The sequence below is a fragment of the Microcella sp. genome, assembly GCF_030645145.1.
Taxonomy (GTDB): domain Bacteria; phylum Actinomycetota; class Actinomycetes; order Actinomycetales; family Microbacteriaceae; genus Microcella.
The window spans coordinates 1-13,580 of the sequence record NZ_JAUSMI010000036.1; the positions used below are offsets into that span (position 1 = coordinate 1).

Here is a 13,580-nt window from a genome sequence, read left to right on the forward strand (position 1 = left end):
GGTCGGCGAGGGCGAGGGCGGTCGTCGCGACGGCCGCGGAGGCGAAGGCGCCGACGGGGTAGGCGCCGCCGAGCCAGGGAGCGCCGCGGAACGTCACGGCGCCGGAGACGCCCGCGCTCGCGGCGAGCGCCGCGGCGGCGACGTCGAGGGTTCGGGAGTCGACGGTCGGGGGGCCGTGCCGGTCGCCGGGCGCGTCGGGGGGCGCGTGTCGGGTCACGCCGCTCAGTCTGCCCCTTTCGCCGCGCGACCGCGCCGTCCCGTCGAGCGGGCGGTCAGGCGCCGGTGCTCGGCCGCGAGCGCGCCCGCACCGCGAGCGCCCGCGCTCCCAGCCCCACGGCGAGGATGACCGCCGTGCCGATGAGCGACGCCGCCGGGAGCGAGGCCACGAGCACGAGGCACCCCGCGAGCCCCGCGCCGGCGACGAGTCTCGGCTGCCACCGCTCGCTGGCCGGCTGTCGGAGCGCTGAGAGATGCGCGATCGCGTAGTAGACGAGCACGGCGGCGCTCGATGCGGCGACGAGCTGCGCGGGCTGCAGCAGCAGCGCGATGGCGATCGCGACGAGGGCGATGAGCGCCTCCGAGACCACGGGGGCGCCGGTGCGGGTCGAGATGCGCGCGAGCGGGCCGGGCAGGTCGCGCTCGCGCGCCATGGCGAGGCTCGTGCGGCTGAGCCCGGCGAGGATGCCCGCGAGGGATCCGAGGCACGCGAGCGCCGCGAGCAGCGCGATCGGCAGCGCCCAGCGCGGGTCGATCGCGTCGGCGAGCGGAGAGGTGCTCGTCGCGAGCGCGCTCACCCCCAGCCGGTCGACGAGCACGAGCGCGAGGGCCGCGTAGAGCGCGAGCACGACGGCGAGCGCGATGAGGATCGCGCGGGGCAGCGTGCGGCGCGGCTCGCGGACCTCCTCGCCGAGGGTCGCCATGCGCGCGTACCCGGCGAAGGCGAAGAAGAGCAGGGCGGCGGCCTGGAGGATTCCCGCGAGGCCTACCGGCGCGGGTGGCGCGACCGTGACGGGCGCGAGCGCGAGAGCGGCATCCGACGGCACGATCGCGACGCTCACCGCGCCCTCGCCGGTGCCCTGCCCCGTGAGCCCGTCCAGATTCTCGACCCAGCCGATCGTCGACGGGCCTGCGACGGCAACGGCGACGAACCACACCGCGAGGCCCGCGAGCACGATGCTCACGATCGTGATGGCGACGCGCGCGGTCGTGCGGACTCCGGACATGTTGAGCGCGGCGAAGACCGCGATGAGCACGGCCGCGAGCAGGCGGGTCTGGAGGGCGTCGAGCCCGAGCGCGGTGCCGAGGTAGGCGGCGGCGACCGAGGCGATCGCGGCCGCGGAGGCGGTCTTGCCGACGACGAAGAGCCAGCCGGCGCTGAAGCCGATCCACGGGCCGGCGTAGCGGCGGCCGAAGGCGTACGCCCCGCCCGAGGTGGGGTGCGCCATCGCGAGCTGCGCCGAGCTGAAGGCGTTGAGCGTCGCGACGACGGCCGCGATGAGCAGTGCGAGCAGGACGAGCTCGCCCGCCGCGGCCGCCGCGGGAGCCCACACGAAGAACGCGCCGGCCCCGATCATCGATGCGAGCCCGATGCCGATCGCGCCGCCGAGCCCGACGCTGCGTGCGAGGGCGGGTCGACCCGCGGGCGGCGGCGGGTCGGCGGGCGTCGGCTCGTCGGCGTCGAAGGTCACGCGCGCAGAGTACCGGGCGCGTGTGTCCAGTCGGCTCTCGTCGTCACCGCCGCGGCCGACCCCCGACCCCGCGTGCGAGACTGGCCGGGATGGACGACGACCCCCGCGAGCTCCGCGAGGCCGACTGGCCCGATGACGGAGACGGCAGCGACGGCCGCTCCCCCGCGTGGGAGCGCCGTGCCCGTGTCATGCGCATCATCAGCATCGTCGCCCTCCTCTCCCTCGTCGTGCCGGGCGCGCTCGCGACCTGGGCGCTCGCCCAGTCGACCGCGGCGCGCGCGTGCCGCCTCGCCGTCGACGCGCAGGCGGATGCCCGGACCCCGACCCGCGTCGCCTTCGAGCTCGGCAGCCTCGAGACCGCGGGCTGGAACTGCTACGCCCTCGCCCCCACCGGCGAGGTGCGCGTGGCCGTGCTCGGGGTGATCCCGGGGGCGCCGGACCTGCGGCCGCGCAGCGGCGCCTGAACCGCCGCCGCGACCTCCCGGCCGGCGGAGCCGGTGCGGCTCGAGCCGAGCATCCGCCCCGCGCTCTTTCGCGAATCGGGGTCGCCTTGCGATGATGGGAGCGTTCCGCGCTCGCAACGGCCACCCCCTCGGGTGCGGCCCGACCCGTCGAGGAGCGGTGGTTGCTTTCATCGCTTCCGGTCACCTCATGCGAATCACCGCGCGGAACCGGTGCGCCCTGCCCGCGGAGACTCCGCGATGGGCGGCGCTCGCACCGTCGACGAAACGAATGAGGACCCCATGATCACGATCGATCGCACCCGCCTGGCCGAGATGTACGCCCGCGAGCAGGAGGCGTTCACCGCCGCCCGCCCGAAGTCGAAGGCCGCCTACGAGCGCGCCGAGCACCTCTTCGGCCGCGTGCCGATGACCTGGATGAACAAGAAGGCCGGCGGCTTCCCGATCTACCTCGACCGCGCGCACGGCAACCGCGTGTGGGACATCGACGGTCACGAGTACATCGACTTCGCCCTCGGCGACACCGGCTCGATGGCCGGGCACTCGAATCCGATCGTCGTCGAGGCCGTGACCCGCCGCATCGGCGAGCTCGGCGGGCTGACCACGATGCTGCCCACCGAAGACGCGGAGTGGGTCGGCGCCGAGCTCTCGCGCCGCTTCAAGATGGACCGCTGGTCGTTCTCTCTGACGGCGACGGATGCGAATCGCTGGGCGATTCGTCTCGTGCGCGCGATCACCGGGAAGCCGAAGATCGTCTTCCACTCGTACTGCTACCACGGATCGGTCGACGAGTCGCTCGTCGTCGTCGGGCCCGACGGCGAGAGCATGTCGCGTCCGGGCAACGTCGGCGCCCCCGTGCCGGTGACGGAGACCTCGCGCGCCGCCGAGTACAACGACCTCCCGGGCCTCGAGCGCGCGCTCGCGCACGGGGACGTCGCCGCGGTGCTCATCGAGCCCGCGCTCACCAACATCGGCATCGTGCTGCCCGAGCCCGGGTACCTCGAGGGCGTGCGCGCCTTGACGCGCCAGTACGACGCGCTGCTCATCATCGACGAGACGCACACGTTCTCGGCCGGGCCCGGCGGCATGACGACCGCCTGCGACATCGAGCCCGACCTCGTCGTCATCGGCAAGGCAATCGGCGGGGGCATCCCGACCGGGGCCTACGGCCTGTCTGCCGAGTTCGCCGAGCGCGCCCTCGCGCGCACCGACCTCGACCTCGTCGACATGGGCGGCGTCGGCGGAACCCTCGCCGGCAACCCCGTCTCGGTCGCGGCGATGCGCGCGACGCTCGAGCACGTGCTCACCGACGAGGCGTTCGCGCACATGATCGACACGGCGACGTACTTCACCGACGGGGTCAACGCGCTATTCGACAAGTACGAGCTGCCGTGGGCGATCAACCAGCTCGGCGCGCGGGCCGAGTACCGCTTCGCACGGCCCTACCCGCTCAACGGGACGCAGGCGGCTCTCGCCGCTGACAGCGAGCTGGAGGACATGATCCACCTGTACCTCGCCAACCGCGGCATCATGCTCACGCCGTTCCACAACATGGCGCTCATGGCGCCCATGACGACCCGGGCCGATGTGGATGCGCACCACGCGGCGTTCGAGGAGTGCATCCGCGAGCTCGTGGCCGCGTAGCGCGCTGGAGCTGTACGCGACGGCGATTTCTCGCCGTCGCCGCGACGCCAGCGCCGGGAGCCGTCTCGGCCCCCGGTCTCGCGCAGGACCCCTGCGGTGGCGCGCCGAATGAGTCGGAAAGTCGCAGTTGCGCCCGGATTTTCGGGCCCACTCGCGACTTTCGGGCTCAACCGCGCGCGACGTCACGGGTTTCCGGCGAGAGCGGGCAAGAGTTCGCGGCACCTCGCCCCGAACGCGTGATCTCGCCGCGGTGCGGTCGCGGGCTACGCGGCCCCGTCGAACATCGAGGTGACCGACCCGTCGTCGAACACCTCGTGGATGGCCCGCGCCAGCAGCGGGGCGATCGGCAGGACGGTGAGGCGATCCCAGCGCTTGTCCTCCGGGATGGGCAGGGTGTCGGTCACGACGACCTGGTCGATCGCCTCCGCCTGGAGGATGTCGAACGCGGGGTCGGAGAAGATCGCGTGGGTCGCCGCGACGACGACGCCGATCGCGCCGGCCTTCTTGAGCGCCTCGGCGGCCTTCACGATCGTGCGGCCCGTGTCGATCATGTCGTCGACGAGCAGGCACACCTTGCCCGCGACCTCGCCGACGATCTCGTGCACCGAGACCTGGTTCGGCACGAGCGGGTCGCGGCGCTTGTGGATGATCGCGAGGGGCGCTCCGAGCTTGTCGCTCCAGATGTCGGCGACGCGCACGCGGCCCATGTCGGGCGAGACGACCGCGAGGGTCGAGGGGTCGAGCTGCGCGCGGAAGTGCTCGAGCAGGACGGGCATCGCGAAAAGGTGGTCGACGGGCCCGTCGAAGAAGCCCTGGATCTGCGCGGCGTGCAGGTCGACGCTCATGATGCGGTCGGCGCCAGCGGCCTTGAACAGGTCGGCGATGAGGCGGGCCGAGATGGGCTCGCGGCCCCGGCCCTTCTTGTCCTGACGCGAGTACGGGTAGAAGGGCGCGACGACGGTGATGCGCTTGGCCGAGGCGCGCTTGAGGGCGTCGACCATGATGAGCTGCTCCATGAGCGCCTCGTTGATGGGGCGCGCGTGCGACTGGATGACGAACGCGTCGCAGCCGCGGACGCTCTCGTCGAAGCGCGCGTAGATCTCGCCGTTGGCGAAGGTGCGCGCGTCGGTGGGCAGGACCTCGGTCTCGAGCTCGGCCGCGACCTGCTCGGCGAGCTCGAGGTAGGCGCGCCCCGAGATGATGACGAGGCGCTTCTGGCCGGTGATCTTGATGCTGGCCACGAGTCCTCGGTTTCTGCCGCCGCGGCGACGATCGGTGTCGTTCTGCTGGTGCGCCGTGGGTGAGGGGCTACTCGTCCGCTGCGGCGGCAGCCGCCTCGGCCGCCGCGGTGCCCGGCCGGTTCTTCTCCACCCAGCCGGCGATGTTCCGCTGCGGAGCGACGTTCACGGCCAGCTCGCCCGGCCCGACATCCTTGCGGATGACCGTTCCGGCGCCGGAGTACGCTCCGTCGCCAATCCTAACGGGGGCGACGAAGACGTTGTGCGACCCTGTCCGCACCTGCGAACCCACGACGGTCTTGTGCTTGTTGACGCCGTCGTAGTTGGCCGTGATGGTGCCGGCGCCGATGTTCGAGCCCTCGCCCACGGTCGTGTCGCCGATGTACGACAGGTGGGGCACCTTGCTGCCGGCGCCGAGGGTCGTGTTCTTCGTCTCGACGAACGTCCCGATCTTCCCCTTCTCGCCCACGACGGTGCCGGGGCGCAGGTAGGCGAAGGGCCCGACGGATGCCCCGGCCCCGATGACCGCGAGCGTCGCGTCGGTGCGGCTGACGCGCGCCTCCGCCCCGACCTCGGTGTCGGTGAGCGTCGAGTCGGGGCCGACGACGGCTCCGGCCGCGATCGTCGTGGCGCCCTTCAGCTGCGTGCCGGGCAGCACCTCGCTGTCGGCCTCGAGCGTGACGGTGCGGTCGATCCACACCGAGGCGGGGTCGCTGATCGTGACGCCCGCGAGCTGCCAGCCGCGCACGATCATCTGATTGAGGCGCAGCGCCGCGTCGGCGAGCTGCACGCGGTCGTTGACGCCCGCGACGAGCCACGACTGCCCGGCGGGCAGCGCCGCGACGCCCTGCCCGTCGCCGCGCAGCAGGCCGATGACGTCGGTGAGGTACTTCTCCTGAGCGGCGTTGTCGGTCGACACGAGCGCGAGCGACGAGCGCAGCGGGGCGACGCTGAAGACGTAGGTGCCCGAGTTGATCTCGGTGATGGCCCGCTCGTCGTCGGTCGCGTCCTTCTGCTCGACGATGCGGTCGAGGTCGCCCGCGGTCGAGCGCACGATGCGGCCGTACCCGGTGGCGTCGTCGAGGACGGCGCTCAGCACGGTCGCGGCGGCGGCGCGCGTCCGGTGCTCGGCGATGAGCTGGGCGAGGGTGTCGGCGTCGAGCAGGGGCACGTCGCCCGAGACGACCAGGACGTCGCCCGCGAAGTCGGCGGGAAGGGCATCCAGCGCCGCTTCGACGGCCCGGCCGGTGCCCGGGATCTCGTCCTGGTCGGCGATGAGCGCGTCGGCGTCGAGCTCGGTGATCGCGGCGGCGACCGTGTCGCGCTCGTGCCGCACGACGGCGACGACGTGCGCCGGGTTGAGCGCGCGGGCCGTCGCGAGCACGTGCCCGATGAGCGGGACGCCCGCGAGCCGGTGCAGCACCTTCGGCGTGCGCGACTTCATGCGGGTGCCCTGGCCGGCGGCGAGGACGATGACGGCGAGCTGCGAATCGGTCATCCGGCCATTCTTTCGCACAGCTCGCGCAGGGATCGCAGGTCGGCCGCGACGGCGGCCGCGTCGGCGTCGAATTCGGCGTCGGACATCCCGTCGCGCTGGAAGAGCGTGAAGACGACCTCGCTGCCGCCGTCGTTCGGCAGCACGCGCATCGCGTTCGTGACGACGGTGCCGTCGGGCATCGTGACGTCGTGATCGAGGATGCCCCGCTCGATGTCGGTGCGGAACTCGACCCGCACCTCGCCCATGGGCGAGGTCGCGATCCACGCGTCGCCCTCGCGGCGGATGCCGTCGGCAAGCCCCGCGGCCCACTCGGGCAGGCTCAGCGGGTCGCGGGCGATGGCCATGACGATCGAGGGCGGGCGGTTGATCGACTCGCTGACATGCCGGGCTCTGAACATGGGGTCAGTCTGTCGGTCGGGTGCGGGCGGGGGGAATCAGCACTCCACGTAATTCACAGCGAGGCCGCCCTCACTGGTCTCCTTGTACTTGCGCGACATGTCGTCGCCCGTCTGGCGCATCGTCGCGACGACGGTGTCGAAGCTGATGAGGTGCGTTCCGTCGCCGTGCATCGCCATGCGGGAGGCCGCGACGGCCTTGCCCGCGCCGATCGCATTGCGCTCGATGCAGGGCAGCTGCACGAGGCCGGCGACGGGGTCGCAGGTGAGGCCGAGCGAGTGCTCCATGGCGATCTCGGCGGCGTTCTCGATCTGCTCGTTGCTGCCGCCGAGCAGGTGGGTGAATCCGGCCGCGGCCATCGAGGCGGCGGAGCCGACCTCGCCCTGGCAGCCGGCCTCGGCGCCCGAGATGCTCGCGTTGTTCTTGATGAGGGCGCCCATTGCTCCCGCGACGAGCAGGAAGTCCTCGGCCGCGGCATCCCGGTCGGTGATCGGGAGGATGTCGAGCGCGTACCGCAGCACCGCCGGGATGATGCCCGCCGCTCCGTTCGTCGGCGCGGTGACGACGCGGCCGCCCGCGGCGTTCTCCTCGTTGACGGCGATCGCGTAGGCCTGCAGCCACTCGAGCGTGCAGTCGCGCGTGTGGGCCTCGTCGATGTCGCGCAGCTGGCCGGCCATCGCGGCGGCGCGGCGCGGCACGTTGAGCCCGCCGGGCAGGGTTCCGCGGGTCTCGAGCCCGGCGTCGATGCACGCGTTCATGGCGTGCCAGATGCGGCGCAGGGCGGTGCTCGACTCGTCGGGGGTGCGCAGCGCCTCCTCGTTGGCGCGCGCGAGCTGCGCGATCGTGAGGCCGTGCGCGCGGCAGAGGCGCAAGAGCTCGGCGGCGGTGTCGTGCGGGTACGGGACTCGCGGGGTCGCGTCGTGCGCGTCGCCGGCGCGCTCGGAGGCGGGCGCGCTCTCCTGCTCGACGAAGCCTCCACCGATCGAGTAGTAGGTCTCCTCCGCGACGACCGCGCCGGTGCTGTCGCGGGCGATGAGCGTGAGGGCGTTGGGATGCCGCGGCTTGAGCTCGCGCGGGGCGAAGGTCAGCCAGCTCGCGTCGATCGCGATGTCGTGGCGGCCGTCGAGCGTGAGGCGCCCCTCGGTGTCAGCGCGCTCGCGGACGGCGACGACGTCGTCGCGCACGACGTGCTCGACCTCGTGGCCGGCGAGCCCGGCGAGGACGGCGTCGGGGGTTCCGTGGCCGACGCCCGTGGAGCCGAGGGAACCGAAGAGGGTGCACTCGACGCTGCTCACCGTGGTGAGCTCGGCGTCGCTGAGCGCGCTCACGAACGCCTTCGCGGCTCGGAGCGGGCCAACCGTGTGCGAGCTCGAGGGGCCGATGCCGACGCGGAACAGGTCGTGCACCGAGATGAACTCGCGCTCGGCGAGCGGCAGGCTGACCGCCACTGGGATGCTCACGAGGGCTCCGATCGGTGGGGCCGGGTCACGGCCGAGGAGTGGAGCGACCCCTGCTGCTCGCGCTGCGTGGGTCGGCGGCGCGCGCGACGCCCCTCGTGCGGGCGTCGTCGAGCCGCGTCTCTATTGTGGCCCTGATCGTTCGGGGGCGCACGACCTTGCGCGGGTGCGCGTCGCGCTGTCGCGAGGCCGCGCCGGTGCTTACCTAGGCCCAGATGGGCCAGAGCACCGATCCCGCCGCGAAGAAGACGACGCCGCCCGCGACAACCGCCGCGATGACAAGAGCAACGGTCACGATCAGCGTCGTTCGGCGCTGTGCGGCGGGTGGCGTCAACGTTGATACGACTACGCCGATGGCCAGGAGTGCGATTAGGGCAATCGTGGATAGGACGGCCGGCATCACGCGGGCGTCAACGGAGCAGTTCGCAACACCGGCTGCGCAATTCACTGACTTGCCGGCGAAGAGCCACACGGCACCGATGGCGACGACGGTGATCAGGAAGTACCGAACCATGCTGGGCGGCATCACTGCGCCGGACGACTCCAACCGACGTTGATCGAGAACCGACATTTGAGGACCTTTCAACGAATGTCCTCACACCGTAATCTCTTTGACCGCCAGGGACAAGAACGTCGTGAACCCTCCAAGTGCAGAGAAGTCAGCCTGACTTCGGGGGCTCCCGTCCTGCGGCATGTGGGCGAACGCGCGTGTGTCGATCACTTCACCCAGGGGTTGTGAAGCTCGAAGCCCGCATCGTCGAAGTCCTTCGTATTGCGAGTTGCGAGCGTGTGTCCGCCCGCCAAGCAGATCGCGGCGATCATCGTGTCCTCCGTGCTGACTAGCCGACCGACGCTTTCGCGTCGCGCTCGCAGCCTGCCGGCGGTGTCGGCCGCCTCGGCGTCGAACGGGAGTATGCGCTCGGCGGCACCGACGACGAGGTCGTCGACGGCGGCTGTCAGATGGTCGCGCCGCCGGCCCTCGGGCAGACGCTGCACCCCGAAGCGAAGTTCGGCGACCGTGATCGACGTGACCGCGACGTCTGTCGAGTGCTCGGCGAGCCACCGCAGCACGTTCTGGTCAGGAACGCGGCTCAGAGGTTCGGAGACGACGTTGGTGTCGAGAACGATCACGACAGCTCGACCGAGCGAGCGGGTGACCGCTCTGGAAGCTCGAAGTCGCCCCGGAGGGGCTCGGTGGAGGCGACCCATCGGGAAATGAAATCTGCGCGAGGAGCGACAGAGTCCTCCAGGATCGCGCGCACCTCCGCCTCCATCGAGCGGTTATGGGCCGCGGCTCGCTCCTTGAGTGAGCGGCGCACAGGCTCTGGCAAGTTGCGAATCGTCAATGTAGCCATCGGACCTCCTGCTAGCAATGCTAGCGCTGAGAGCTGATGCGAAGGCTTTCTCTAGGCGCTATCTTTCCTCAACACTCCATGGAGGGATATGCCAATGAACCGTCCCAGCCGGCTCCTGCTCAGCTTGTTGTCGTTGTGCTTACTTCTGGCGGTGGGTGGCTGTACGACTGAAACTGAGGTCGCTCAACCGCAGCGCACGCAGGACACGCAGGACACGCAGGAGCAATCCGATCAGAACTTTGATGCGCTTCTTGCATATGCCGAGGCCGAAAGAGCCACTATCCCGGCATTTCTCAGTCAGTACCCCGATGTGTACGAATCGGTAGTTGTGACTGGGTCGATCGAGGAAGCACGAGCCACTCTGGGCGCGCCCGCCGGAATCTACTCGACGATCGAGTTCGACTACACATATGCGGCGCGGGTCGACTGGGGAACCTACATTCCAGGCTTGGACAGCCAGCGGGCTGAGATCGATGCCTTGTGCACGGACGCGATCTTCCCAGCGATGCGTCAAGCGGGCATCACCGGACCCCTGCTTGTGGTCTATACCTACGGAGATGGTCACTCACCAGACGGGGGCAGAAGTCCTTTTCCCGCCTGGGAACACGCTTGCTGGTCTCGATAGCGCTCAGCCCTTACCAGCGGGTCAGGGGCTCCGCCTCCAGGATTCGAACCTGGGCCTAACAGCTCCAAAGGCTGTCGTGCTGCCGTTACACCAAGGCGGATCGCGCCTCACGGGCGCGGGGCAAGTCTGCCAGATGAGCCCGAGCGGCCCGCGGGCGGCGGGCGCGCGCCGAGCATCCGTCGCCGCCGGCAGGCGGCCGAGACGCGACGCGACCGACGCACATGAGCCGCCCGCGATAATGAACGCATGACCGCCCCCGCTGATGACGTCGACCGCATCGTCGACGCGTGGCAGCGCGAGCGGCCCGATCTCGACTTCTCCCCGCTGCACGTGCTGTCGCGGCTCGGGCGCGTCGCTAAGCACCTGGATCGGGCGCGGAAGGCGGCGTTCGCGGCATCCGCGCTCGAGAGCTGGGAGTTCGACGTGCTCGCGGCCCTGCGCCGCGCCGGCTCCCCCTACGAGCTGAGCCCGACCTCGCTGCTGCGCCAGACCCTCGTCTCGAGCGGCACCATGACCAACCGCATCGACCGGCTGACCGCGCGCGGTCTCGTCGAGCGGCGGACGGACCCGAACGACGGCCGCGGCATCCTGGTGCGGATGACCGAGTCGGGCCGCGAGCGCGTCGACCACGCGATCGCCGAACTCGTCGTCGCCGAACGCGAGCTGCTCAGCGGCCTCAGCCGCGCCGACCAGGAGCGACTCGCGAGCCTGCTGCGGACGCTCGGGGCGGACTTCGAGGGGTCGGTCTAGATCGCTTCCTGGACGAACGCGGCCTAGCCTGTGGCGATGGCAAGCGAACTGCTCTGGACGCGAGATGGATTGACCCGATTGGGTTTCCACGGGTGGATCCCATTCCGTGATCTTCAACGCGCTCATTTGCCAAATACGCAAGGCGTATACGTGGTCACCAGGACGGGTACCGCCGCGCCAACGTTTCTCGAACGCAGCGTAGGCGGCCCCCACAAAGGTCGCGATCTGACCGTGCCCGTTGCCCGCCTCCGGGAATCGTGGACCGATGACGCGCAAATTCTCTACATCGGCAAGGCGTCCAGCCTTCGCACTCGACTCTGGGCTTATGCGAGACAAGGGCGCGGACACTCAGCCAGTCACTACGGCGGCCGGTTTCTTTGGCAGCTGCCGCAGAGCGAAGAACTTGTGGTCGGATGGCGCGAGGTAGTGACGGCAAGGCCTGGCGATGTAGAGGACGCTCTCATCACCCTGTACGCGGCCAATTTTGGCCGGCGGCCTTTTGCCAACCTGAATGGCGGGCGGGCGATGTCGGTCGCCTTCGCCAGAGCAGTAGTGGGCGCAGAGTTCGACGTGACGGTCTAAGTCGACAATGGCCGACCCCGCCTACGCTTCGACGATGCACCCGCCACTCGAGCCCTTCGATCACAGTTGGGTCGAGCGACCAGATGGCGCGCGGATCTACTGGGAGACCTCCGGCAACCCCGCGGGTCGCCCCGCGCTGTACCTCCACGGCGGGCCGGGCGGCGGCCTCGGGCGCGGTGGCTACCGCCGACGCTTCGACCCAGACCTTCACCTGATCGTCGGTATCGACCAGCGCGGTTGCGGCAAGAGCGCACCTTGGGCGGTCGATGCGCTCGACCAGCTCGACAGCAACACCACACCTGCTCTGATCGCCGACATCGAGGCAGTGCGCGCTCGCCTCGGCATCGACTGCTGGCTGCTCCACGGGGTGTCGTGGGGCTCGACGCTCGCGCTCGCCTACGCGCTCGAGCATCCCGACCGCGTCACTGAGCTCGTGCTGACGGCTGTCACGACCGGCGCGCGAACGGAGATCGATTGGATCACCGAGGGCGTCGGGCGCATCTTCCCCGAGGCGTGGGAGAAGTTCGCGAGCCTCGCACACCCCGACGAGCGCGTCGTGGAGGCGTACGCGCGGGCGCTGCGCGACACCGACCCAACGGTGCGCGTCCGGGCGGCCCTCGCGTGGGAGGTGTGGGAGTCCACCCACATATCGCTCGACCCGGAGTGGATGCCTGGACCGATGTTCGACGACGCCCGCGCTCGCGAGAACTTCGCGACCCTCGTTACCCACTACTGGGCGCACGACTGCTTCCTCGAGCGTCCGGTGATCGATCAGGTCGCCGAGATCGCGCAAATTCCCGCCGTGTTCATCCACGGCCGCCGCGACATCAGCGGCCCAGCGATCACGCCGTGGGTGCTCCACCGGGCGTGGCCCGGGAGCGAACTGCGCATCGTCGAACACGAAGGCCACGGAGGCGAGCAGGAGATGGAGCTGACGCGTGAGGCAATCGACCGCTTCGCTCACGCGGCCCTCGACGCTCTTTGATCCCGAGGACGCGCGAAGCACGCGATGCGGTCGAGCCTCCGAGCGGGACTACCGGAACTCGGAGTCGCAGGACACCGTGTCGGCCGCGTCGGTCGTGCGGCATGTTCCGTCGACGAGCGCACGGTCGCCGACCGGCTCGTCGAGCTCGATGACGTACTCGACGAGATCGTTACTCGGGCAGTTCGCCGCGGGAGGATCACCGGGGCTCACGGTGAAGGTGATGACGAGCTCGCCGTCAGTGCGGTCGATGCTCGGGTCGTTTACCGTTCCCGTCACGCCGCCATTGCACGCCACGCGGGTCACGAGCACCGACAGCGTTGTCGTCTCGGCGTCAATGACCTGATCCGGGGTGAGCTCCCACACCGCCGGCGACGTCGTGCCGGGAATGATGCCGCACCCGGCGAGCGCGAGAACGACCGCTGCGATCGAGACGGCGAATCCGCGCATGATCGCCCTGCCTAACCCAGCAGCGGCAGCACGAACGACAGCACGACCGCGATCACTCCGACAGCCGTCAGGATGCCGCCCAGGGTGATCAGCGCGCGCCCGTCGTGGGCCGGCGAGTCGAGGCGGGCGTTCTCGGGGCGGGAGGGGTGCACCCAGACGGTGCGGGCATCCCCCACCGCCGGAATCGGCCCCGTGAGGGGCGAGACGGTCTCGTGCACGTCGCCACCGTCGCTGAACCAGCGCAGCTTCGCGTCGCGCTCATGCACGTTCGTGATGACCGCCTTCGCCGTGCGGTAGCGGCGCGCCCACGCGCGCCGCGAGAGTCCGATGACGAGCAGGATGATGCCGCTCGGCAGCAGCAGCCAAGACACGGCCTCGGCGACGATCGCGATGGCGTCGAGGGGGTCGGTCATGTGCTCATCGTAGGGGCGAACGCTCGGTCACGACGGGTCGG

17 protein-coding genes and 1 tRNA gene are annotated in these 13,580 nt (G+C 70.5%); 6 read left to right on the forward strand and 12 right to left on the reverse strand.

The annotated features are described in order from the left end of the window. Together Q7T15_RS02135 and Q7T15_RS02140 are read right to left on the reverse strand one after the other, a co-directional pair. A partial coding sequence (locus Q7T15_RS02135; protein WP_304692814.1) for a hypothetical protein occupies window positions 1-217 on the reverse strand: 217 nt, incomplete at its 3' end. A gap of 55 nt (window positions 218-272) precedes the next feature. After that, entirely contained in the window at window positions 273-1,688 is a 1,416-nt protein-coding gene (locus Q7T15_RS02140; protein WP_304692816.1) for an APC family permease, read from the reverse strand. An 89-nt stretch (window positions 1,689-1,777) separates the two neighbouring features. Between Q7T15_RS02140 and Q7T15_RS02145 the strand changes: the two genes are divergently transcribed. Both Q7T15_RS02145 and Q7T15_RS02150 read left to right on the forward strand, forming a co-directional pair. After that, the gene (locus tag Q7T15_RS02145) at window positions 1,778-2,152 is read left to right on the forward strand and encodes a hypothetical protein (protein WP_304692818.1); all 375 of its coding nucleotides are present in this window, start codon (window positions 1,778-1,780) and stop codon (window positions 2,150-2,152) included. Window positions 2,153-2,431: 279 nt separating this feature from the next. Further along, a complete protein-coding gene (locus Q7T15_RS02150) occupies window positions 2,432-3,793 on the forward strand; it encodes a transaminase (protein WP_304692820.1) in 1,362 nt (453 codons plus the stop codon). Window positions 3,794-4,056: 263 nt separating this feature from the next. Here Q7T15_RS02150 and Q7T15_RS02155 read toward each other — a convergent pair whose 3' ends face one another. From Q7T15_RS02155 to Q7T15_RS12320, 7 genes are all read right to left on the reverse strand, one after another. Then, on the reverse strand, window positions 4,057-5,034 hold the full coding sequence (locus Q7T15_RS02155; protein WP_304692822.1) for a ribose-phosphate diphosphokinase: 978 nt from the start codon (window positions 5,032-5,034) through the stop codon (window positions 4,057-4,059). 67 nt (window positions 5,035-5,101) lie between these two features. Next, on the reverse strand, window positions 5,102-6,529 hold the full coding sequence (glmU, locus tag Q7T15_RS02160) for a bifunctional UDP-N-acetylglucosamine diphosphorylase/glucosamine-1-phosphate N-acetyltransferase GlmU (protein WP_304692824.1): 1,428 nt from the start codon (window positions 6,527-6,529) through the stop codon (window positions 5,102-5,104). After that, window positions 6,526-6,927: an SRPBCC family protein gene (locus Q7T15_RS02165; RefSeq protein ID WP_304692826.1), complete on the reverse strand. Its 402-nt coding sequence runs from the start codon at window positions 6,925-6,927 to the stop codon at window positions 6,526-6,528. The genes glmU and Q7T15_RS02165 overlap by 4 nt, the downstream gene beginning before the upstream one ends. Before the next feature lie 36 nt (window positions 6,928-6,963). Next, window positions 6,964-8,385, reverse strand: a complete 1,422-nt coding sequence (locus Q7T15_RS02170) for an L-serine ammonia-lyase (protein WP_304692828.1) — start codon at window positions 8,383-8,385, stop codon at window positions 6,964-6,966. A 202-nt stretch (window positions 8,386-8,587) separates the two neighbouring features. After that, window positions 8,588-8,953, reverse strand: coding sequence for a hypothetical protein (locus Q7T15_RS02175; RefSeq protein WP_304692830.1), 366 nt, complete (start codon window positions 8,951-8,953; stop codon window positions 8,588-8,590). 146 nt (window positions 8,954-9,099) lie between these two features. Beyond that, window positions 9,100-9,513, reverse strand: coding sequence for a type II toxin-antitoxin system VapC family toxin (locus tag Q7T15_RS02180; RefSeq protein ID WP_304692832.1), 414 nt, complete (start codon window positions 9,511-9,513; stop codon window positions 9,100-9,102). After that, the gene (locus Q7T15_RS12320) at window positions 9,510-9,737 is read right to left on the reverse strand and encodes an Arc family DNA-binding protein (RefSeq protein WP_370689080.1); all 228 of its coding nucleotides are present in this window, start codon (window positions 9,735-9,737) and stop codon (window positions 9,510-9,512) included. Before Q7T15_RS12320 ends, Q7T15_RS02180 begins: the two co-directional genes overlap by 4 nt. Before the next feature lie 94 nt (window positions 9,738-9,831). Here Q7T15_RS12320 and Q7T15_RS02185 point away from each other — a divergent pair, with 94 nt between their 5' ends. Beyond that, the gene (locus Q7T15_RS02185; RefSeq protein WP_304692834.1) at window positions 9,832-10,362 is read left to right on the forward strand and encodes a hypothetical protein; all 531 of its coding nucleotides are present in this window, start codon (window positions 9,832-9,834) and stop codon (window positions 10,360-10,362) included. 28 nt (window positions 10,363-10,390) lie between these two features. On the opposite strand, the gene Q7T15_RS02190 is transcribed toward Q7T15_RS02185, so the two are convergent. Beyond that, window positions 10,391-10,462: transfer RNA gene (locus tag Q7T15_RS02190), tRNA-Gln, on the reverse strand. Window positions 10,463-10,608: 146 nt separating this feature from the next. Here Q7T15_RS02190 and Q7T15_RS02195 point away from each other — a divergent pair. The 3 genes from Q7T15_RS02195 to pip are packed head-to-tail and all read left to right on the forward strand — an operon-like array spanning window position 10,609 to window position 12,679. Then, complete coding sequence (locus tag Q7T15_RS02195; RefSeq protein ID WP_055856634.1) at window positions 10,609-11,112, forward strand: MarR family winged helix-turn-helix transcriptional regulator; 504 nt, start codon at window positions 10,609-10,611, stop codon at window positions 11,110-11,112. 36 nt (window positions 11,113-11,148) lie between these two features. Then, window positions 11,149-11,694: a hypothetical protein gene (locus Q7T15_RS02200; RefSeq protein ID WP_304692837.1), complete on the forward strand. Its 546-nt coding sequence runs from the start codon at window positions 11,149-11,151 to the stop codon at window positions 11,692-11,694. A 34-nt stretch (window positions 11,695-11,728) separates the two neighbouring features. Further along, window positions 11,729-12,679: a prolyl aminopeptidase gene (pip, locus tag Q7T15_RS02205; RefSeq protein WP_304692839.1), complete on the forward strand. Its 951-nt coding sequence runs from the start codon at window positions 11,729-11,731 to the stop codon at window positions 12,677-12,679. A gap of 48 nt (window positions 12,680-12,727) precedes the next feature. Here the strand turns inward: pip and Q7T15_RS02210 are convergent, their stop codons facing one another. Both Q7T15_RS02210 and Q7T15_RS02215 read right to left on the reverse strand, forming a co-directional pair. Beyond that, on the reverse strand, window positions 12,728-13,126 hold the full coding sequence (locus Q7T15_RS02210) for a hypothetical protein (RefSeq protein WP_304692841.1): 399 nt from the start codon (window positions 13,124-13,126) through the stop codon (window positions 12,728-12,730). 11 nt (window positions 13,127-13,137) lie between these two features. After that, window positions 13,138-13,539, reverse strand: a complete 402-nt coding sequence (locus tag Q7T15_RS02215) for a DUF3592 domain-containing protein (protein WP_304692843.1) — start codon at window positions 13,537-13,539, stop codon at window positions 13,138-13,140. Window positions 13,540-13,580 lie beyond the last annotated feature (41 nt).